The sequence below is a fragment of the Dyadobacter sp. LHD-138 genome (assembly GCF_030929615.1).
Classification (GTDB): Bacteria; Bacteroidota; Bacteroidia; order Cytophagales; family Spirosomataceae; genus Dyadobacter.
This window is the reverse complement of the sequence record NZ_JAVFVU010000047.1, coordinates 28,805-51,012: the sequence shown is the minus strand read 5'-3', so window position 1 is coordinate 51,012 and position 22,208 is coordinate 28,805. Positions and strand designations below refer to the sequence as shown.

The following is a 22,208-nucleotide window of genomic DNA, read 5'->3' as shown; positions in this document are numbered from 1 at the left end:
GCCTTCTGGCAAAAGGATACGGACTAAGGCTTGATAAGATTCGTTCAACACAAACGGGATTGGTTCGGGCTACAAAGCAAATAATTTATTTCATTCCCCCCAACTTTTCAGCTTGATCCGAATTAAAGAGTGTGATAACTTTGGACGTCGATGTGTATAAAGGACTTAGTATAGGTGTTTCCTATGACAGATCTTCCCTGGTCTTCGATAATAATTATGACTTTGTTATCAGGTACAGAAGATAATAGATTTAAGCTGGTAGAAACAAAAAAAACGGAACTTTTAATGAAATGTCATCTAAGTTCCGTTTTGTACCCGGAGCCGGAGTCGAACCGGCACGAGTGTAACCTCATTGGTGTTTGAGACCAACGCGTCTACCAATTCCGCCATCCGGGCATTGTGTTGTGTTGGGAGTGCAAAAGTAGGGAGAAAATCGGATTACCCAAACTTTTACACTAAATATTTTACATAATTTTTTGTGGTATTTATAACTGTGCTGACTGTCATAAGGTTATTCATAGCGTAACGCTTCGATAGGATCGAGTCTCGAAGCCTTTATGGCCGGATAAATTCCGGAAAGAACACCTACAACAATACAAACAATGATTCCTAACGCCATCCACAACCACGGCACGACAAAAGAGCTGCCTTCGCTGATGGAGTTGGAAATGATATTACCAATGATGATGCCAAGAAAAAGGCCGGCAATTCCGCCAATGATACACACGACGATCGCTTCAATCAAAAATTGAAAACGGATCACTTTCGGCGTTGCACCCAGTGATTTTCTTATGCCAATCTCTCTGGTACGTTCGGTAACGGAAACCAGCATGATATTCATCAGGGCAATGGATGCGCCCAGCAGTGTAATAATGCCAATCCCAAATCCGCCAATTCTTAAATAACCGGAAATATTCTCGAAATCCTTGGCCATGGCGTCGGCGCGTTCCAGTACAAAGGAATCTTCATTTCCAAGTTTGTCGTTGCGGATACGGCGCATCAGGCCGCGAGCTTCTTCAATAATAAATTCACCGTCGGTGATGTTGGCGGCAGAGGCCGTAATGTTGTAAGTTAAAGTCCTGTTGGCAGCCAGTCCGCGTCCGTTGTCCAGCGGAATGATGATAATACGGTCCGAGTCCGTACCGCCTCCCAGAGATCCTTTCTTTTCCAGCACACCAACAACCTTGTATTTTGACCCCATAAACGTAATTTCCTTGTTGACCGGATCAATCTGATCAAACAGGTTTCGCGCGATTTCCTGTCCCAGAATGGCCACATTCAACGAGTTTTCGAGGTCGTTTTTGTTAAGGTTCCTGCCAAAATCTATTTTATATCCGTTAATCCCGAGGTATTGTTCGTCGGCACCGATCACGCTGCTGTTGGGGTTGGTTTTTTTTGAAAGGTGATTGGCCTGAACCGCCCCGCCAATCATGGCCGATAGCGATACCGTTCCTTCATATTCATCTCTGAAACGCTGTGAAAACTCGGATGCTTCGCGGTAATTAATCACCGGATAGCGTTTCCCGCGACGCCCGCCATTTCGGAAATTGTTTTCCTCATGATTTTTAACCGTAAATGTGTTGGCTCCAAGGTCTGCAAAACTGCTGTTTACGGAATTCTGGATGCCCTCAATAGCTGTTAGAATTCCCACCAGTGAGGTAATACCGATTGCGATAATGAGCGCAGTCAGTACCGTACGAAGCAGATTCGACTGAATGGAACGTAAGCCCTCGTCTACATTTTCCTTAATATTCATTGTATAAATTGTGCGTTACGTGCCATATTTAATAAAATTACATTAATTCGGATAAAAAATGCGCGGTGATAAGCGTATCTTTCGTTATGAATCAGAGAAATTATGACCGTGCAAATGGCCATAACGCAAATAACTAGGGATTCTAATCTGTTATCAGGATGACTTCGCAACCACCTTTTTTGGTTAAAGACCACCTGTTTTTATTAATTCGTAAAGCTGCACATGATGCGTGAAAGAATCAAACCAATGGTACGGCTCTTTGCTCCGTTTATCATTTTTTTAGCCATTTCTGGCCAATGTCTTGGCAACAGACTGTTGATTCCGATGGACGAATCCCAGAAAAACCATTTGAAAGCGTACGGTATAGCCTACTGGATCTTGAAAAGCTACGAAATGGAAATGGACTGGCTGCTGAACTATCGTGGCGGAAGTTTTATGGTTGCCTATAATCAGCAGTTCGCTTCTGAAATGACTGTGCGCGGGGTGAGTTTTGAGGTCATATCAGAAGGGCAGGCCGGGCAGATCTTAAACCAGATCAGTGCGCCGGATGTGAATATGGATGCCGTGAAGTTGCAAAAGGCACCAAGAGTGGCCGTTTATTCCCCCAAATCAAAATTACCCTGGGATGATGCGGTAACGCTGGTGTTGACTTACGCAGAAATTCCCTACGATGTGGTTTACGATGATGAGGTTTTAGGCGGAAAACTGCCCGAATATGACTGGCTACATTTGCACCACGAGGACTTCACAGGCCAGTTCGGGAAATTCTTTCAGTATAAGGACTACCCCTGGTACCGTGAACAAAAAAGGGAGGCGGAAGGTGTTGCCGACAAATTTCAGTTTGCCAATGTCCCACAGATGAAGCTGGCTGTTGCCAAGAAAATTTCTGAATTTGTGTCGGGCGGAGGGTATATGTTTGCGATGTGTAACGCGACGGACACGTTTGACATCGCTTTGGCTGCGGAAGGTATCGATATTGTTGAAACCATGTACGATGGCTCCCCGGCGGATCCGACCGCTAACAGCAAACTCAATTTTGGGAATACTTTCGCTTTTCAGAATTTTAAAACGATACCTTATCCTTACGAGGTGGAGTTTTCGGATATTGATAACCAGCCGGATGAACGGGGATTGAATGAATCAAACGATTTCTTTTCGCTCTTCCAGTTTTCTGCCAAATGGGATCCGGTACCAAGCATGCTGACACAAAATCACCAAACCATTATCAAAGGATTTTTAGGCCAAACCACTGCGTTTAAAAATCGTTTTGTAAAACCTGAGGTGGTGATTCTCGCTGAAAATAAAACGGCTCAGGAAGCCAGATATATTCACAGCACGCATGGAAAAGGATTTTTTACTTTTTATGGCGGACACGATCCCGAGGATTATCAGCACCGGGTGGGAGAGGAACCCACGGATCTGAATCTGCATCCGAACTCGGCAGGTTATCGCCTGATTTTAAACAACATTCTTTTTCCGGCTGCGAAAAAGAAAAAAATGAAAACCTGATCTGCGGATTAGCATTGACGTTCAATAACACACAAACCGTGCATTATCGCACGGTTTTTTCTTTTTGTTTTTAAATTAAATAGCTCATAATTAATTATTTAACTTTTGGCATAGTTCTGTAAGTAAAAGATATAGTTAGCCATGAAAAGGAAATAGTCTATATCTTAAACTTTACAAAATGGATCGGGAAGTTGAACCGGATTATCTAAAAAAGCAGAAAAACCGCCGGTGGTTGATCGCAATTGCCAGTATTGTCGTTTTGCTTGCCGGGATTTATTTTTTGCGCAAATCATTAAAAGGTACCGTGGAGGCTTCGCGCATTCGCAGCAGCATAGTGGAAATTGGTGATGTTGAAAATACGCTGACGGCTTCCGGAGAAATTATTCCCGCTTACGAACAGATTATCACGAGTCCTATTCGTGCGAGCATCCGTCGAATTTTGATTACGCCCGGAACACCGGTTATGCCTGGACAAGCCATTGTGGATCTTGATAAATCGCTAACCGAAATTGAATCCGAGAAGTTTAAGGACCAGCTGGAATTAAAGCGCAACAGCATCGAACAGCTGCGGATGAAGCTGAATAAAAATCTTTTTGATGCGGAGATCAACGACAAGATCAAATCCTTGAACATCAACAAACTTCGTGCGGATTTTGAAGATGCGAAACGTTTGCAAAAAGTAGGCGGCGGTACCGGCGAAGACATAACCCGCGCTGAAAATGCGCTCAGGATTGCTGAACTGGAAAAGAAACAGTTGGAAAACGATTTGTCGTATAACCGGGAGTCGATGGGTGCAAGTTTGAAAGAAACACAGCTTGGTGAACAGATTGAAGGTAATAATTTGAAAGAACTATTGCATAAGCTAAAAATGGCGGACATTGTTGCCGATCGCAAAGGTGTGTTGACATGGGTCAATGAAAATATCGGGTCCGCTGTAAATGAGGGGGAAATGCTGGCAAAAGTTGCGGATCTGGGTAGTTTCAGAATTGATGGTTCCTGCTCAGACGTATACGCAGATCAGGTCAAAACCGGTTTATCGGTTATTGTTAAAATGAATGAAACGGTATTGCGCGGAATCATTTCACAGGTAAAGCCTTCTATCAAAAACGGAATTATCGAATTTGTCGTACAACTCGATAACGCGAAAAACGAATCGCTCAGGCCGAATATGAAGGTGGAAGTTTTTATCATCACCAGTCGCAGTGCGCAAACGCTTCGTGTCGCAAATGGTCCTGCATTTAATGGGAAGCGAAAACAATTTGTTTACATCCTTAAAAATGGTGTGGCCGAACGGCGTGAAATAGAGGTTGGGTTATCTAATTTCGATTATGTTGAGATTAAAGGCGGACTGCAAAAGGGCGAAAATGTGATCCTGACCGACATGAGTCAGTTTGAAAATCTGGAAGAAATCTCAATTCAATAAGGGGCATGAAAATGAGATATTTATACTTTTTCCTGTTTGTTTTGCAGACACATTTTTCCGGTGCACAGGCGCTGCGGTTATCATTGACTGAGGTCGTGCAGCAGGCCAGGGAACAATCCGTTGCCTCCAAACAGGCCGTTACATTAAAGAAAACGAATTACTGGAAGTACCGATCCTTTCTGGCGGATTTCAAACCGCAGCTCAGTTTGAATGGCACGGTGCCGGGTTTCACCAATTCGTATATTCAGGTGGTGCAGCCCGACGGAACGGTTTCGTTTAAATCGGTTTCAAATAATAACTCCACCGTTAACCTTTTATTGAATCAAAGCGTCGCGCTCACGGGCGGTACCATTTATATGCAACAGCAAATGCAGCGGTTTGACGATTTTGCGGGGAATAAAACCAGCTACAATGGTATTCCTTTCGAATTTGGAATCGATCAGCCTTTGTTCCGTTTTAATAAAATGAAGTGGGACCGGAAAATTGAGCCGTTGAAGTTTCAGGAAGGTAATCAGAAATACATCGGAGACCTGGAACAGGTTGCGCTGGCGGCCACCGGTTTGTATTTTGATCTGCTCGTAGCACAGGTAAATTTACAGATCGCCGATAAAAACAGGAGTAATAGCGATACGCTTTACAAGATCGCCGGGCATAAACTGGAACTTGGCAAGATATCTCAGAATGATCTCTTGCAGCTTCAAATGGGATTGTTGACGGCGCAGAAAGATCTTGCGTCCGCAAACCAATCGGCAGCAGTGGCTTCTTTGAAACTGAAAATGTTCCTGAGTTCACGGGATGAGCGCGCACTGGAACTGGAAGTGCCGCAGGAATTGGATGAATTTACCATTGATCCGCAAAGGGCTTTGGACGAAGCGTTCGCCAACCGCGCCGATGCGATTACCTTTGCGCGCAGATTACTGGAAGCCACCCGGGACGTTGTGCAGGCAAAAAAGGAAAATGGCCTGAATGCATCGGTCAGCGCTACTTTCGGATTATCCAATCAGGGACCGCGGCCGGGTGATATTTATGTGAAACCGCAGGATCGGGAATTTGTTGAACTGCAATTTACGCTGCCCATTATGACCTGGGGACGTAACAAGGCCAGAACAGAAGTTGCTAAGGCAAATCAGGAATTTGCGCAGCAGTCGGTGGAGCAGGATAAACTTACCTTTGAACAGGAAATTTTTACGCAGGTAACGCTTTTGCAAATGTTACAAAAACAGGTGAAACTGACGAAACTGGCGGATCAAATTGCCGCAAACCGATATCAGATCGCACAGGATCGTTTTATACTGAGTAATTTAAGTGTGACCGATCTTGGGATTGCCATGCAGGAAAAGGACCGCGCGAAAAGGGATTATATCCTGGCATTGCGGGACTACTGGCAGTCCTATTACACCCTGCGTTTGTTAACCTTGTATGACTTTGAAAGAAATCAGAAAATTGAGGCATAGGGGTAAGGGGAGCCGTCCCGCCTACATAAATTTTAAACAATAAAAAATTGGCCATGATCAAACTTCAAAATGTTGAAAAAGTCTATCGGACGAGTTCGATAGAAACGCTTGCGCTTAACAACATCAATCTGGATGTAAAAAAGGGTGAATTTGTATCCATCATGGGACCGTCGGGGTGCGGGAAAAGTACCTTGTTGAATATCATTGGTCTGCTTGATGCGCCTTCGAAGGGCATTATTGAAATTGACGGACGGAAAGTCGAGCGGTTTAACGATAAGGAAATCGCTCCTTTGCGAAACAAAATGCTGGGATTTATCTTCCAGAGCTTTCATTTGATCAATGATCTTTCGGTGATTGATAATGTAGAAATTCCATTGCTTTACCGGTCCAACAATGCAAAACAGCGCAGAGAACTTGCGGAAGAAGCACTCGAAAAAGTTGGATTGGCTAACCGTATGAAACATTTTCCGAAGCAACTATCAGGCGGGCAAAAACAGCGCGTGGCAATCGCCAGAGCTATTGTCGGGAAACCCGAGATTATCCTAGCCGACGAACCCACCGGAAACCTGGACAGCGCCATGGGAAATGAGATTATTAACATTTTACAATCCCTAAACGAAAACGGTGCCACGATTGTCATGGTAACCCACGACGATGCCATGGCAAAAAGAACACACAGACTGATCAGGTTATTTGACGGGACACAGGTTTTATAAATTTTGAATGGGTGAATGATAGAATGTGCTTGCGTGTAGAAAATATTCGACCATTCTCTCAATCTATCATTCACTTATTCTACCATCTCATCAGTCAGTTTTATCTAAAATATTCCCGTTGCCATGCTTTCAAACTACATAAAAATCGCCTGGAAGGTTTTGCTGCGGCATCCTTTCTATACCTTTATCACATTGTTCGGGATAAGTCTGACACTGACAGTGCTGATGGTTCTGACGTCTTTTTTAGATCATCTTTTTGGAGCGCATTATCCTGAAAATAATAGGGACAGGTCGCTTTACATCGCTACCATGATGCTGACGGATTCAGCCGAAACTTCTATGTCCACCGGACCTGCCAGTTTTCGATTTTTATCCAGGTATGCAAAATCACTTAAAACGCCCGAAAATGTAACGATTATTTCGAATTTCAGTTTTTCCAATACGTATATCAATGGGAAAAAAATAAAGCTGAATACAAAATATACAGATGCAGCGTTTTGGCATGTCATGGGCTTTGAATTTTTGGAGGGAAAACCTTACAACGAGCAACATACAAAGAGCGGCGAGCATGTGGTGGTAATCACGGATGATCTCCGGAACCAGTATTTTGAGAAGAAAGGGCAGACGGTTATTGGTCAAAATATTGAAATTGAGGGGATCGATTACAAAGTAATTGGCATTGTAAAGGGGAGTCCGGCTACGAGGTTATACACTTATAGTGACGTTTATTTTCCCTATACCGCACCGAAAAGTAATTATGAGAATAAAGGCATGCAAGGTAGCTACATCGCTATTGCCCTGGCTAAGGACCAAACGGATATTCCTGCCATTCAATCAGAGTTTGATAGCGGTATTAAATCCATTCCGATGTCGGAGATTCGGGGAGAGCGAAAATTTAATATTTTGATCATAAAAGCGGAAGAGTATTTTGACCATTTCCTGAACACGTTCGCAAGAAGGGATCAGGATAAACTTATGCTTTATAGCATGACCGCATTGGTGATTCTGATGTTCATCGGTTTGCCTGCTATCAATCTGGTGAATGTAAATGTGAGCCGGATTCTGGAAAGGGCTTCGGAAATTGGTGTTCGTAAAGCGTTTGGAGCGCCGTCAAAAGCATTGTTATGGCAGTTCATTATTGAGAATATTTTTATCACCTGTATCGGCGGCGTGCTGGCATTGGGGTTATCTTATCTGATTATTTATCTTATCAACTCCAGTGGCTGGATACCGTACGCGGATCTTACGATCAACTTTGCCGTGTTTTTGATCAGTGTAGGCGTGTGCCTGATGTTTGGATTTCTGTCGGGTGTTTTACCTGCCTTCCGGATGTCAAGATTAAAAATTGTGGATGCCTTGAAAGGCTAGGATTCAATCGTTATTCTGTTATTTAAAATTATTGCTATGATACGTCATTTGATTAAATTAATATGGAATAAAAGAGGTACACATGCTTTGCTGATCATTGAGATCTGGGCGTCTTTTATGGTGTTGTTTGGTGTACTTTCAATGATCGTCTACAATTTCACCAATTACCTGGAGCCCATAGGATTTCAATATGAGCAGGTCTGGAACCTGGACCTGAAAAACAATCAGGACACGATTGATGTGGGTGATAAACTGAAAAGAGCTTTACAGCGTGTCCGGTCCTATTCGGAGGTTGCATCTGCTTCTCGCATGAGCAGTAATGCACCATTTTCAGCCAGTCAGATGAATAATTCGGTTGACTATAATAAGATAAACGTGCTCGCTGATCAATATTATACGGATGAAGCAATGCGTGCAACACTTGATTTATCGGTTGAAAGTGGCCGGTGGTTTGATGAATCAGACAAAGTGTCGAAATATGTTTCTATAATTATTAATAAAAAAATGAAGGAAGGATTATTTACCGGCGATAATCCGCTTGGAAAAGTTATTAAGGTAGACGATAAGTTATCCTATAAGGTTGTTGGTATAATTGACAAGTTTAAGTCACACGGCGAATTTTCAGCGGATGAACCGGGCATGTTTCGCATGATTGGAAAAGATGACAACTGGAATTCGAACATGATGATAAAAACAAAACCAGGGACTGACGCGAATTTTGAAGCCAGGTTGGTTAAAGACATGGCCACAATGTTGCCGGGGTGGGGGATTGAAGTAAGTTATCTAAAAGATTCAAGAAATAATCGTCATAAAATAACTTTGGTACCTGTCATGATATTTCTTATTGTCAGCGGGTTTTTGCTAACGAATGTAGCGCTGGGGCTTTTCGGCATTCTCAATTTGAATATCGCCAAACGACGCGGTGAAATAGGATTACGACGTGCAATGGGCGCTACCGAGGCGGATGTCACCACGCAATTTTTAGGAGAGGTCTGGGTTCTGGCCATATTTAGTATTGTACTGGGACTGTTGTTTGCGATGCAGTTTCCATTGTTGGGTGTATTTGACGTTCCGGTAAATACTTACGCCATAGCCGTGTTGGCAGCCATTCTGATCATTTTCCTTATCGTAACTTTGTGTGCCTGGTATCCAAGTCGGCAAGCTTCCCGCATTCATCCGGCGGTTGCTTTGCATGAGGAGTAGATTGAGGACCAGCTCTTTTAAGAGCTACCTGTTTATAGAAATTTAGGATTGATCACAATATCTGGCTCTGTAGGAGCCTCCTGATTGACAGCAGGATATTTTTTATCCTCGACAATTTAGCAGGACACTCCTATGGAGTGCGCTGAGATGCAGAGAAACTTTTTTCTATAAACAGGATGCCCCAATGGGGCAAGGGGAGAGAATATAATGACTTTTTAAATTGAGGACCAGCTCTTTTAAGAGCTACCTGTTTATAGAAATTTAGGATTGATAAGAGTATCTGGCTCTGTAGGAGCCTCTTGATTTCCGGCGAGACATGTTTTCTGATTGAAAATTAAATAGAGAACTCCTCCTGAGCAGGGAGTTAGATGAGGCAAATCATATTTCTATAAACAGGATGCCCCAATGGGGCAAGGATTAGTCAAAAATGTAATGTCTTTTCAAAATATTAGTAGTTTCGGGTAAAAACAATTGTAAACCTTATGATCCTCATTGTTGACGACGACTTAGCCATCCGTACTTCCCTGGCGCTCCTCCTTAAAAAAGAGGGATTTAGTGTCAGGGGTGCGGCTTCTCCTGAGGATACCATTGATATTCTGAATAAGGAAACCCCGGAATTAATTCTGCTGGACCTGAATTTTTCTATCGAAACGTCCGGTGAAGAGGGGATGAATTTGTTGCAGCGCATCGGGAAGCTTAATGCAGCCATTCCGGTGATACTGATTACTGGCTGGGGAACGATTGACCTGGCGGTTAAGGGGATGAAGGAAGGTGCCAGGGATTTTATCACGAAACCCTGGCAAAATGATTATTTGCTGCAATCCGTTAAAACGATCCTGAATCTTGCACAGCAAACACCGCAGTCGGCCAACCGCCGGAAACTGGAACAGACCTATCATTTCGAAAATATTGTCGGAGAGGATCCCAGGCTTTTGGAAATCCTTGAAACGATAGGTAGAGTTTCAGTAACCGATGCACCCGTGCTGATAACCGGCGAAAGCGGTACCGGAAAGGAACTGATCGCGGAGGCTATTCATCTTAACAGCAAGCGAAAATCAAAACCTTTTGTTAAGGTTAACCTGGGAGGCATTTCATCGACATTGTTTGAAAGTGAACTATTTGGTCACGTCAGAGGTGCTTTTACGGACGCGAAGGCGGACCGCATCGGGCGTTTCGAAATGGCGCATGGCGGCACGATTTTCCTGGATGAAATCGGTGAGTTGGATCTTGCGAGCCAGGTGAAGTTATTACGGGTGTTGCAGGAGCGTACTTTTGAACCGCTCGGAAGCAGCAAAAGCCGGAAAGTTGACGTCCGGGTGATCTGTGCCACCAATCGTAATCTGGAAGAAATGGTAACACAGGGTACTTTTCGGGAAGATCTGTTTTACCGGGTCAATCTGATCACTGTAAAACTCCCGGCACTTCGTGAACGTCCCGGGGATATCCCCATCCTGGCTGCGTTTTTTGTCAATAACCTGAAAGTAATTTACCAGCGTCCTGATTTGCAATTGGGGATTTCGGCCCTGAAATGGCTGAAAACATTAACCTTGCAGGGAAATATTCGTCAGTTGAAAAATATTGTCGAGCGGACAGTGTTGTTGTCTGCACAGGATATTCTGGATATTGATGATTTCAAAAGAAATCTTAATCCGGATCCGCAGCCATCGGGTAAGAGCGTTTTACCGGAAGTGGGTACTCTAACACTTGAAGAAATGGAGTATCAAATGATCATCCGGGCGATGGAATTTCATCAACAAAAGATTTCCCGGGTGGCCAGATCTTTGGGAATTACGCGCTTTGCACTATACCGCAGATTGGAGAAATATGATATTTCTTACGAATCTGAAAATTAATTTGTATCATCATTCATGAAATTACCGCTTCGTTATAAATATATCATTTTCATAGGCACACTCCACGGCATGTTGGTGTTTCTTGCCTTCAAGTGGCTAAGTGAAAACAAGGCGTATTTTATAGCTTCCGAAGTTTTAATTGTTATTTCAATCGTAATCTCTGTACAAATCTACCGGGATTTTTCCAGGCCTATGGATTTTGTCCGCTCTGGCATTGAGGCTATCAAGGATAAGGATTTTACCATAAAATTTGTCCCGACTGGAAAAAGAGAAGTAGATATTTTGATCGAAGTCTATAACCTGATGATCGATCAGTTGCGGGAAGAGCGTATCAAACTCAATGAGCAGCATTTCTTTTTGGAAAAGTTAATAGAGGCATCGCCCATTGCCATTCTGATCCTGGATTTCGATGAAAAAATTTCTCAGATCAATGAAAAGGCAAGAAAACAATTCCAACGGGAGCCAACGTTTTTTATTGGTAAAAGGCTGAACGAACTCGATCTGTCCTTACTCAATCAGCTGGAAGATTTACAGGACGGAGATTCGAAAACAGTAAAGATAAATGCTGTCGAAACTTACAAGGTCCAGCGCTCCCATTTTATGGATCAGGGCTTCCGGCGCTCATTTTTAATGATTGAAGAATTAACCGAAGATATCCTCGAATCGGAGAAAAAGGCATACGGGAAAGTGATCCGGATGATGGCCCATGAGGTAAATAATACGCTTGGCGCAACGGATTCGATTCTGCAAACGACGCGGAATTATCTTTCCGAAGATTCTTTTCTGGATCTGCGGGAAGCGCTTCAAATTGCCTCGGAACGGAATCAGAAACTGGCTGTTTTTATGAGGAATTTTGCTGATGTCGTGCGTTTGCCTTCACCCCAAACGGAAAATACGGATGTCGCTGCACTGGTGAAAAGCGTCGGAATTTTTATGCGGGCGCTCGCGGAACAGAAAGGATTAAGTCTGGATATTAAAGTCAGCGAAAGTCAGCAGCTTTGGGCACGTATTGATTCCGGGCAAATGGAGCAGGTTTTTGTCAATGTGATTAAAAATGCAATCGATGCCTGTCAGCCGGGAGATAGGATCGAGCTGGAAGTATTTGAAAATCATATCGCGATCAGAAACAACGGCGAGCCTATTTCCGAAGAAACGGCTGCGCAGTTATTTAATCCGTTTTTTAGTACAAAAAAAGATGGCCAGGGCATTGGATTGACCCTGACGAGGGAGATTCTGTTAAATCACGGATTTTCGTTCTCGCTGTTATCGGATGCTGCCGGATGGACGACTTTCCTGATTGGGAAAATAGCGTGAATGTTTGAAAACCAATGCAACTTGGTTGACTTCTTCAATAGAACAATAAAAATTACCAGCGGAATATAAAACGCAAAGAAAAAAGGTAGCTCAGTCAGATATCTTGGAAAACCCTTCACACCGTGTTCCCAATACGTGACATTGATATAGAATACCCTCATAACACTCAGCAAAACGATTGGAGTAATAATCGAAAGCCCGACAAACCGGTATTTTTTTGACTGCCACACCGCTTGCAGTACGTAAATAAAAGGGAAAAAGAAAAACGGTGTGATGGTAAAAATATGCCTGGTCAGGGTGGTTTTGTGAAATGCTGCGATCAGTATTGAAATGACAATCATGGAGATGAAAAGCAGTGCCTTGCTGCGCGCTTTTTTGATAAACAGAAAGTATCCGTATACAGCAATAAGCATGACCGGCGAACTTACAAAAATGCCCGGCGTGTCGTTGTTGCGACCTTTATACCACTTGTAGTAAACTTCAATGTTGGAAAAACTGGTCAGTAATTTGTCCAGTCCCAGGGTGAAATTGCCGCCAAGCGAGGTTGATAAGGTCTTTTCTTCCGGAAAATTCGGATTGTAGGTATTACTTTTTAAAATCAATTCGCCAAAAGTGATGTAGTTGTATGCCAAAAGACAGCCAACGAAAAATGCGGCTATAACCGTAGATTTTGCAAGAACGGTAATCCAGGTTTTGTAATCACGGTTGGTGGAGTTAATAAACAGATAAATATAAAAGGGGGCAAGAAACAGGATATTTTGAAGCTCAATCAGGGTGGAGAAACTGATGATAGCGGTAATCAGAAAAACAACGTGCTGATTTTTTCGTATATCCTTCACGTTCGCCGCGTAGTAGACAGCCAGTAAAATCAACATCGCAGAAGACATGTGCGAAAATGCGTGGGTAGCTTCAAGCCAGTGCAAGGTCGCCAGACCGTAAATGATCGTGCTGACAAGTGCAAATGCAAAGTTGAAACCGGATTGCCGGTATAACAGAAATAGGATGATCAGACTTATTAAAGCGCAAAGGTTGGGAAGTAAGGAGATTGCAACAACATCGGATTCATAAAATTGTCCGAGGTGAGGCAAGCCAATCCATCCCACAAAATCTGCGTAGGCCAGAAAGGGTAGCATGAGCAGCGCGGTTCCAGGGAGTCGGTCGGAGTATATTTTCCCATCTTTTTCAGCAAAATCGCAGCATTTTACATAGTTGAAAAAAGGTTTGATCTCGGTTGTATGATTTTGGTAAACCGCTTTTGCAAGCGCAAAATGACTGCCATCGTTGGAGCCGTTAATACCAGCGGAGCAGATAAAATAAAGAAATGCAAAGCCTGTAAGGGTAAGCAAGGCAATTTTCTTTTGGGTTGGATGTAGGGTAGAGAATGATGTCATGCGTTGTCAGAGTGAGTTGAAATACGAGTTACTGGGGTTGGCTACGTTTTACGAACCCTGATCGAAAGCATCTGAACAGGGTTTTTGATCATCAGTTGATCCAGATCGGCTTTTGTAAATCCCTTTGTTTTTAATAACGGAATCAGTTGATCTGAAATCGTCGTAAAACCTCTGAATTCTCCTCCGTTTTCTTCGCCTGGTTTATACCAGCCGGCATCATGGGAGATGAGCACTTTATCCAGAAGATTTTCAGTTTTGAGTAAATGAATGGTTGCCGCATTTTTTGTCAGACTATCCTCACTGATCCCATCCAGACTTATCCAGGCTCCCATTTTTGCTGCTTTTATAAAATCATTGCTGTCGCCGCTGTTGGCATGCACCCAAACAAAAACACTGGGATGGACACCTTCCTTTTTCAATAGCTCAATTTGTTCAAAAGCAGGGATGGATGGTCCGGTGTGGGAGCAAATGGTAAGGCCGGTTTCGAGATGGGTTAACGCCGCGGCTTTAACCAGTTTTTGATGTATGGGTGATAAAGCACCGGGATTGACCCCGATCTTGATAAATCCTGGTCTGATTTTCGACCCTTCAATGCCATTGACAAATTCAGATATCCAGCGTTTTGCCAGCTGACCGGCCGTTTCGGTGAACGCCCATGACGGGAGGTATTTATTATCTGATGCACCGTAATATCCGGTATTGGTAAGAATATTGATACCACTTTGTGTGGAAATTTTTTCCAGCAACAATACGTCACGGCCAATAAATGCAGGCGTACATTCGACAACCGTTTTTATGCCTCTTGTTTTGATCTCGGCAAGATAAGGCAGCACTTTACTGATAACCTGACTATGTTCCCAACGATTTGAACTGATTTTGTCGGCACCGATAAAATCTACCAGTATATGTTCGTGAATCAGCGTGGGACCTAGTTGTGCGGCGGTTACTTCGCCAAGAACGGTGATGATTTTTTCATCTGAATAATGTAGATTATTCAAAAGGAAAGGAGTAGCCAGACAGGATTGAAGAAATTCCCGGCGAGATTGCATACGCTTAGACATTGAATCCTGTGCAATGTAATATTAATTGATGGACTGACAATTAATAAATTATGCCTTTTGCACTTCGGTCAGTCTTTTTGATGTGTTATGATCAGGCCCGTCCGTGCGTACTCCCGAAGCCAGGTTTTATGTTTCCCCTGAATGTTACTGTAAAAATCGTATACTTTTTTCAGATCGGTTTCCAGATTACCTGTCAGAAATATCGGTTCACTGATCACCAGAGCTTTTCGGGGATAGTCGAACCCTATTAAAATCAGCGGGACCCGTGCTTTAAGAGCGATGTGGTAAAAGCCTGTTTTGAGTCTTTCAACATCTTTTCTTGTCCCTTCCGGGGTTATGGCAATATGCAGGCTTTGATTTTCATTAAAGAGATTTACAACCGCATCAACCATATTGGTGGATTTATTCCGGTAAACGGGATAGCACCCCAGGGCACGGAACAGCCAGCCGGAATACCATTTGAAAAGCTGACTTTTAGCAAGAAAACCGATGTTGATTTTTATTGCTCCCCGAGCGCCCAAACACAGCATGAAATCCCAGTTGGAATGATGGGGCGCCCCGACCCAGACAGCCTTTTTGATTTCATGCGGCGGCCTGCCGATGATTTTCCAACCGGCGATGCGAAAGATGAATGCCGCGAAGGAATTTAGCATCGGTTTGACATAACAAGGTAATTAGCCCGGTCAGTTAGTTCAGAGAACAATGAATGGTTTCGGACTAAACGAAATAATGAAGATGATCAGTGCAAATATACCGAGGACCATCCGGGCCGTTCCGATGGGTTTATTATCTTCGGTTTCGGGGTGACGGATTCCTAAAAAGCGTCCCAGAATAAAAACGAAGGGAAGAAACCCTGAATAACCTTCCCAGTCAGGACGGATGTATGTGGCGCCGAACTGTGCAACCACAATCATCAGACTCAGCATAATGGCATTTGCCGGATTATCGCTGATTTTTCTCAGACAGATATAAAGGAAATAAATGTAGATGAACAGGGAAAGCAAATGCTCGTAAAATACTGCATCACTGCTGATCGCGAAATCCTCAGCCCTGAACATGCCCAAACCCGCGTAAAAGATAAAGGCGATAAAAAGCGCAGGCGCTACAACGTCGAATTTCTTTTTGCCGATCATTCCGTAAAGGATATGGCCACCGTCAAGTTGTCCGATCGGAATCAGGTTTAATGAGGTAAAAAACAGCGCCAGATATCCGGCGAAAATATAGGGATAGTGAATGATCTCATAGGTATGGGGCAAACGTGCAGGGTCGGCAATAAAGGTTTTAAAGAACCAAAACAGGATGTTGTCGCCCAGGGCTAAGTTTCCTTCGGCATTTTCATAGGCAAACTGCGGATAACTTAATCCGTAACGTGCATATTCCGGGTGGATGGTAAAAATATATTCGGGAGGCGGCAGGTGTGTAAAGCCATAATACAAAACCACCAGCGCAGCAATAAACCCGGCCAGAGGCCCTGCAATACCAATATCAAAGAACTTCAACCTGGAACGAACCACCGATGTAATCCGAATAAAAGCACCCATCGTACCGATACTTTGAGAAATCCCAAACCACAACGGAATGTAATAGGGGAGCGTAACCTTAACCTGATGCGATTTGGCTGTAAAATAATGTCCGAACTCGTGGATCGTCAGAATAGCCAAAAACGGGATTGAGAACTGAAAACCGGCGAAAAACTGGGTCCAGCCCATGGGTGTGCCTGTCAGTGGTATATTTTTTCCTGACATTTTTTCGGCTAAAAAATGAACAGCCGAGCTTACGAAGGAAAAAATATTGCCAAACATCCATTCTGCACCCGCCATGGTGGTGGTGATAATGGTGGCAAGAAAAAGCAATCCCTGAATCAGGTGGGTACGGGTATTAGGCGACATAATCTTTAAGATAGTCCAGTATTGTGACAGGCTTTTGTACGAGAATTGTGTCGATGCCTAATTTGGAAGCTGCTGTTATATTGTCTGCATTGTCGTCAAGGAAAAGCGTTTCCTCTGCTACCAGACCCGATTCGCGCAGCACCTGAAGGTAAATTTCAGGGTTCGGTTTCATCAGCCCCATTTCATAGGAGAGGTAAACTTTTTCAAATAAATCATCCAGCTTTTCAACACCGGATGCTGCATGCAAAATTTTATTCACCTGTTTGATATGAATTGAACTCGTGTTGCTCAACAGGAACAAACGGTAATTTTTGCTCAATGCTTTGATCAGCTCAATGCGTGCCGGGGGAATATCCAGTAACAGGCTGTTCCATGCCGTATCAATAATTTCTTCCGACCAGTCGGGGAATTCAAGCAGTTCCCTGATCATGTTCCTAAATCCGTCTTCATCCACCAATCCGGTTTCAAACAAGCGGAAGAGCTCCTTTTCTTTGAAAAGTGTCAGGATTTCATGCTGTTCCTTACCACTTAGTTGGCCAAAATTACTGGAAGCAAGAGGGACGTCAATGTTAAGGATGACGTCACCGAGGTCAAAAACTATATTCTTAATACGGCTATTTTTCATGAACGGCTATAAGCTTGTTTATTCTACAACCACACCCATTGCACAGAATTTATCGATACGCTGATCGATTCTTTTCTGGGGAGAAATAGAAGAAATTTCTTTAAAATTATTCAGAATGGTTTTCTTCAGTTCGGCAGCCATCCATGCGTGATCCAGGTGTGCTCCGCCAAGTGGCTCAGGAACAATACCATCAATCAGCTTATTATTTTTCATATCCTTGGCTGTGATCTTCATCGCTTCGGCAGCCTGTTCTTTGAAATCCCAGCTGCGCCATAAAATGGTCGAGCAGTTTTCAGGAGAAATTACAGAATACCAGGTATTTTCCAGCATCAAAACGCGGTCGCCGATGGCAATACCGATCGCTCCGCCGGAAGCACCTTCCCCGATCACAATACAGATAACCGGTACTTTTAACAGGAACATTTCTTTGATATTACGCGCAATGGCTTCCCCTTGTCCGCGCTCTTCGGCTTCCATTCCGGGAAATGCACCGGGGGTATCCACCAAAGTAACGATGGGGATATTGAATTTTTCAGCCATTTTCATCAGACGCAAAGCTTTGCGGTAACCTTCCGGATTTGGCATTCCGAAGTTGCGGTGCTGGCGCTGTTTGGTATTACGGCCTTTCTGCTGACCAATAAGCATGAAAGTCTGCCCATCGATATTGGCAAGTCCGCCAATCATAGCCGGATCGTCGCGTACCTGACGGTCACCGTGAAGTTCGATAAATTCATCACAAATCAACTGGATATAGTCCAGCGTATAAGGGCGGTCCGGATGGCGTGAAAGCTGCACACGCTGCCAGCTGGTAAGCTTTCCGAAAATTTCCTTACGAAGTTCAGTAATATTGTTTTCCAGCAGGGAAATGGCATCAGAAACATCAACGTTATTTTGTTGTGCTAACGCCTTCATCTCTTCGAGCTTACGTTCTAGCTCGGCCATTGGTTTTTCAAAATCAAGGTATGTTCTCATGTTATATTTCTTCTTTGTGGCCAGGACTAAAGTTCATAGGAACGTCCTCTTGACGGTATTTCTACCGTATTGTAGCCGATTTCATTAATTTTAGTTTGAAAATCAGACATGCTTTGTTCTTCTCCGTGAACCAAAAAGACAGCCTTTAATTTCTCGGGATCCTGCATTTTCACAAACCGGATTAAGTCATTTTGGTCTCCGTGGCCGCTAAATACGTCAATTTTTTCAATATTAGCCAAGACAGGCAGCTTGTTTCCGCGAATCGAAATGCTATCCTGCCCGTTCAAAAGCCTCCAGCCCAGCGTCCCTTCAGATGCATAGCCAATCATCAGGATGGTTGCGTATGGGTTACCGATGTTGGCCTCCACATGTTGTTCAACGCGGCCTCCCTGCACCATGCCCGAAGAAGAAATGATGATACAAGGCTCGTTGTAATTGGATACTGCACGACTGGCATCCGAACTTTCGAGGTATATCAGATTTTCAAAATCAAACAGGATATCGTTGTCTGTATGGAAATTTCGCGCTTCCTTATTCAAAAGCCGTACATACCGCTGATAAACTTTTGTGCTGCTATGTGCAAGCGGGCTATCCGAAAATACTTTCAGGTTAGGGAAAGCATGGTCTGCGTAAATTTTGTTGAGCGTGTAAAGCAAAGCCTGTGTCCGTCCAACACTGAAAGAGGGAATGATAAGTCTTCCGGGAATGTCAACACAGGTGCGTTTGATCACATCCGCAAGGGCTGTCGCCGGAGAGGTGGTGTCCTCGTGCAAACGGTTCCCGTATGTCGACTCGCAAATAAGATAATCAACCTGCGGTACTTCCTGCGGATCAATCAGCAGTGGATAGTTGCTTCTGCCAATGTCCCCGGAAAAACAGATCCGTTTTTTTTCTCCGTTTTCAGTAATCTCAACGACAATATGTGCCGCACCCAGCAGGTGTCCGGCTGCATAAAATGTAATCGAAACATGATCAGCAATCCGGTAGCGCTGGCCGAAGGAAACCGGGACAAAATTATCCAGTGCTTCAACGACATTTTTTTCCACGAAATAATCCCGGGGAAGGTCCTTCTTTTTTCTGCCGCGTTTTCTGTTGGAAGAGCCGTTTTGGGCATGCAACCGTTTCTGATGCAGGTTGGCAGCATCTTTTAACAGCAGGGATGTAAGGGCAAGGGTAGGTTCTGTACAAACGACTCTTCCTTCAAAACCCTCTTTAAACAAGTTGGGAATGTTGCCGGAGTGGTCGATATGTGCATGTGTTAGCAGCACCGTGTTTATTAAACTTGCATCAAAAGGGAAAACACTTTTTTGTTCATCATAGCGTGTTCTTCTGTCTTTTTCGTCTAAATCAAAGTCCGAGCCGCAATCGATCAAGATCCGGTAGTCGTCTGTTTCCAGTAGAAACATACTGCCGGTAACTTGTTGGGCGGCTCCCCAAAATGTCAATTTCATGTGTTATGTAATACCGTGAATATCTATATGATGATCTTCCTCCATGTGAGAAAAAACAATATTATTTCGAATCGTAATGGTCAATCAAAAAGATTAAATTGAAGTAAAAACGTGAACGGCAAAATAATGCTTATGTAATCACGGCAATTGTTGCGGAATATAATCAACTTAACTTAAATATTTAACTACAAAAGTATCAAAAAAGAGGCGTAGAATTGCGGAAGTCTATATAGTTTAGCATGAGAATGCATCTTTTTTTTAATCGGCTCAGACCAAATAAAGATTTATGAAATTAATATTTACCTTTTTCTGTATGCTGATCCTGCATGAGATAAAGGCTCAATCCATTGATAGTTTGGCATTAACGGGTTTTAGCGATGCCGTGCTTGAGCTCCAAAACAGTGAGCTGATCAGGAACGGAACATTGTCTGTAAGCGTAAAATCCGTGGCCGATAAGAAAACTATTTTTGCGATTAATTCTGAAAAATCTTTGCCATCGGCCTCCATACTTAAACTAGTGAGCACCGCAACAATTCTTTCTGTTTTGGGAGGTGATTTCAGATACCAGACTTTTTTGGAATATGATGGTTTGATAAAAAAAGATACGCTCGTTGGCAATATTTATATCCGCGGAACGGGAGATCCTTCGCTGGGCAGCGATCGTTTTAAAGAATACCCCGGGAGCACACAGCTTGTAAACCGGTGGACGGCCGCGATCCAGAAACTGGGGATCAAATACATCAAAGGAGATATTCTGGCTGATGCGTCTTATTTCGACAGCAGTACCCTGGCGGACAGCTGGATCTGGGGTGATCTGGGGAATTACTACGGAGCCGGTGTGTCCGGACTTAATTTTAACGATAACCAGTACCGGATTAAATTCAAACCCGGTGTTGATGAAGGCGACCCGACGACTTTGCTTGGTATTGAACCCGCCATACCTTATCTTGTTTTTACCAATCGAGTAACGACCGGCGAAAGAGGTTCGGGGGACAAAACGGTTATTTATGGAAACCCGTTGAGCAGTCAGATTGTACTGACGGGAACTGTACCAAAAGGTCTCGCGAGCTTTTCGGTGAAAGGATCCATTCCGGATCCGGCGACGTACGCAGCGTATGCTTTAAAACAAAATCTATCCGGTACCATCACGTTTGTAGCTGAATCGCCAGCTGTAAAGGGAATTTCAGGCTTGCTGCTGCCAACGGGTAAGAAGGTTCTGGATGAATACAAATCACCGCCATTGAGAGATATCTGCCAGCAGGCTAATTTCTGGAGTGTGAATTTATATGCGGATGCATTTCTGAAAAAAGCGGGAAAACAGTTGGAAGGCAAATCTGACTATGACGATGCGGCCAGGGCGGTAACCAACTACTGGCTGAACAGAAAGGCTGATATGCGAGGTTTTTTTATCAAGGATGGAAGCGGACTGTCACCGTCGGGATCCATTACAACGCATAACCTCACCGATATTTTGAGCCTTGTCACCAAGGAGGCTTCCTATCCCGATTTTTATAAGAGTATTGCCGTTTTAGGTCTTAAAGGAACCGTCAGGAATTTGGGGAAGGGCACGAAGGCGGCAGGCAATATTCATGCAAAAAGCGGTTCCATTGAGGGGACGAGAGCCTATGCCGGTTATGTAACGACCAAATCCGGAGCGGTGTTGAGTTTTGCCATGATCGCAAATAAATATCAACAGGAAAGCAGCCGGACTGTATCGGAAGAGCTGGTCAGGCTCATGACATTGCTGGCTGAATTATAATCATTTTTATGGGAATTGAAATCAGAAAAGTTATGCTGGATGAGGTCCTGCCAATCCGGCATGCGGTATTATGGCCTGACAAACCCTTTGAATTTGTTAAGGTAGAAGGAGACGATGCGGGAATTCATTTTGGACTGTATCAGAACGCACAACTGGTAACCATTATTTCATTGTTTGGGGAAGGGGAAAGTATACGTTTCAGAAAGTTTGCCACATTGCCTGAATTCCAAAATCAGGGCCTGGGTAAGCAAATGATACTGTTTGTCATGGATTATGCCAAAGAAGCCCATTTTAAAAGGATCTGGTGTGACGCCAGAGCGGACGCGTTAAATTTCTACGAAAGGGTAGGTTTTGAGAAATTTTCCGAAGTCTTTGTAAAAGAAGGAATTGATTATTACAAGATTGAAAAAAAACTATAAACATGTAAAACGGGTGACGTGAGTGAAAAGCACGTCACCCGTTTT

18 protein-coding genes and 1 tRNA gene are annotated in these 22,208 nt (G+C 43.6%); 10 read left to right on the top strand and 9 right to left on the bottom strand.

Translation table 11 applies throughout. The features are described from left to right. Window positions 1-312: 312 nt before the first annotated feature. Both RB622_RS26450 and RB622_RS26445 read right to left on the bottom strand, forming a co-directional pair. Window positions 313-396, bottom strand: a tRNA-Leu gene (locus tag RB622_RS26450). 115 nt (window positions 397-511) lie between these two features. Then, window positions 512-1,756, bottom strand: coding sequence for an ABC transporter permease (locus RB622_RS26445; RefSeq protein WP_308049797.1), 1,245 nt, complete (start codon window positions 1,754-1,756; stop codon window positions 512-514). 246 nt (window positions 1,757-2,002) lie between these two features. On the opposite strand from RB622_RS26445, the gene RB622_RS26440 reads away from it, so the two are divergent. From RB622_RS26440 to RB622_RS26405, 8 genes are all read left to right on the top strand, one after another. Next, entirely contained in the window at window positions 2,003-3,265 is a 1,263-nt protein-coding gene (locus RB622_RS26440; protein ID WP_308049798.1) for an asparagine synthetase B, read from the top strand. A gap of 178 nt (window positions 3,266-3,443) precedes the next feature. Next, window positions 3,444-4,688 (top strand): efflux RND transporter periplasmic adaptor subunit, encoded by a 1,245-nt coding sequence (locus RB622_RS26435; protein WP_308049796.1) that lies wholly within the window; start codon window positions 3,444-3,446, stop codon window positions 4,686-4,688. A gap of 5 nt (window positions 4,689-4,693) precedes the next feature. Then, the gene (locus RB622_RS26430; protein WP_308049795.1) at window positions 4,694-6,142 is read left to right on the top strand and encodes a TolC family protein; all 1,449 of its coding nucleotides are present in this window, start codon (window positions 4,694-4,696) and stop codon (window positions 6,140-6,142) included. 53 nt (window positions 6,143-6,195) lie between these two features. Continuing rightward, entirely contained in the window at window positions 6,196-6,858 is a 663-nt protein-coding gene (locus RB622_RS26425; RefSeq protein ID WP_308049794.1) for an ABC transporter ATP-binding protein, read from the top strand. Between the two features lie 123 nt (window positions 6,859-6,981). Beyond that, complete coding sequence (locus RB622_RS26420; protein ID WP_308049793.1) at window positions 6,982-8,226, top strand: ABC transporter permease; 1,245 nt, start codon at window positions 6,982-6,984, stop codon at window positions 8,224-8,226. A gap of 36 nt (window positions 8,227-8,262) precedes the next feature. Continuing rightward, the gene (locus tag RB622_RS26415) at window positions 8,263-9,429 is read left to right on the top strand and encodes an FtsX-like permease family protein (RefSeq protein WP_308049792.1); all 1,167 of its coding nucleotides are present in this window, start codon (window positions 8,263-8,265) and stop codon (window positions 9,427-9,429) included. 482 nt (window positions 9,430-9,911) lie between these two features. Then, window positions 9,912-11,282 carry a sigma-54 dependent transcriptional regulator gene (locus RB622_RS26410; RefSeq protein WP_308049791.1) on the top strand — a complete coding sequence of 457 codons (1,371 nt, stop codon included), beginning with the start codon at window positions 9,912-9,914 and terminating at the stop codon, window positions 11,280-11,282. Window positions 11,283-11,297: 15 nt separating this feature from the next. Further along, window positions 11,298-12,596: an ATP-binding protein gene (locus RB622_RS26405; RefSeq protein WP_308049790.1), complete on the top strand. Its 1,299-nt coding sequence runs from the start codon at window positions 11,298-11,300 to the stop codon at window positions 12,594-12,596. Here RB622_RS26405 and RB622_RS26400 read toward each other — a convergent pair. From RB622_RS26400 to RB622_RS26370, 7 genes are all read right to left on the bottom strand, one after another. Continuing rightward, the gene (locus RB622_RS26400; RefSeq protein WP_308049789.1) at window positions 12,524-13,987 is read right to left on the bottom strand and encodes a hypothetical protein; all 1,464 of its coding nucleotides are present in this window, start codon (window positions 13,985-13,987) and stop codon (window positions 12,524-12,526) included. The two genes, RB622_RS26405 and RB622_RS26400, sit on opposite strands and share 73 nt — an antisense overlap. 41 nt (window positions 13,988-14,028) lie before the next feature. Beyond that, entirely contained in the window at window positions 14,029-15,036 is a 1,008-nt protein-coding gene (locus RB622_RS26395) for a phosphotriesterase (protein ID WP_308049788.1), read from the bottom strand. Window positions 15,037-15,116: 80 nt separating this feature from the next. Beyond that, a complete protein-coding gene (locus RB622_RS26390) occupies window positions 15,117-15,701 on the bottom strand; it encodes a 1-acyl-sn-glycerol-3-phosphate acyltransferase (protein WP_308049787.1) in 585 nt (194 codons plus the stop codon). Window positions 15,702-15,740: 39 nt separating this feature from the next. Next, a complete protein-coding gene (locus RB622_RS26385; RefSeq protein WP_308049785.1) occupies window positions 15,741-16,937 on the bottom strand; it encodes a site-2 protease family protein in 1,197 nt (398 codons plus the stop codon). Then, the gene (locus RB622_RS26380; protein WP_308049782.1) at window positions 16,927-17,562 is read right to left on the bottom strand and encodes an HAD family phosphatase; all 636 of its coding nucleotides are present in this window, start codon (window positions 17,560-17,562) and stop codon (window positions 16,927-16,929) included. Before RB622_RS26380 ends, RB622_RS26385 begins: the two co-directional genes overlap by 11 nt. An 18-nt stretch (window positions 17,563-17,580) precedes the next feature. Beyond that, window positions 17,581-18,534 (bottom strand): acetyl-CoA carboxylase carboxyltransferase subunit alpha, encoded by a 954-nt coding sequence (locus RB622_RS26375; protein ID WP_308049781.1) that lies wholly within the window; start codon window positions 18,532-18,534, stop codon window positions 17,581-17,583. Between the two features lie 26 nt (window positions 18,535-18,560). Further along, window positions 18,561-19,985, bottom strand: a complete 1,425-nt coding sequence (locus RB622_RS26370) for an MBL fold metallo-hydrolase (protein ID WP_308049780.1) — start codon at window positions 19,983-19,985, stop codon at window positions 18,561-18,563. A 286-nt stretch (window positions 19,986-20,271) separates the two neighbouring features. On the opposite strand from RB622_RS26370, the gene dacB reads away from it, so the two are divergent. Next, window positions 20,272-21,744, top strand: a complete 1,473-nt coding sequence (gene dacB / locus RB622_RS26365) for a D-alanyl-D-alanine carboxypeptidase/D-alanyl-D-alanine-endopeptidase (protein ID WP_308049779.1) — start codon at window positions 20,272-20,274, stop codon at window positions 21,742-21,744. 8 nt (window positions 21,745-21,752) lie between these two features. After that, window positions 21,753-22,163 (top strand): GNAT family N-acetyltransferase, encoded by a 411-nt coding sequence (locus tag RB622_RS26360; RefSeq protein ID WP_308049778.1) that lies wholly within the window; start codon window positions 21,753-21,755, stop codon window positions 22,161-22,163. Window positions 22,164-22,208 lie beyond the last annotated feature (45 nt).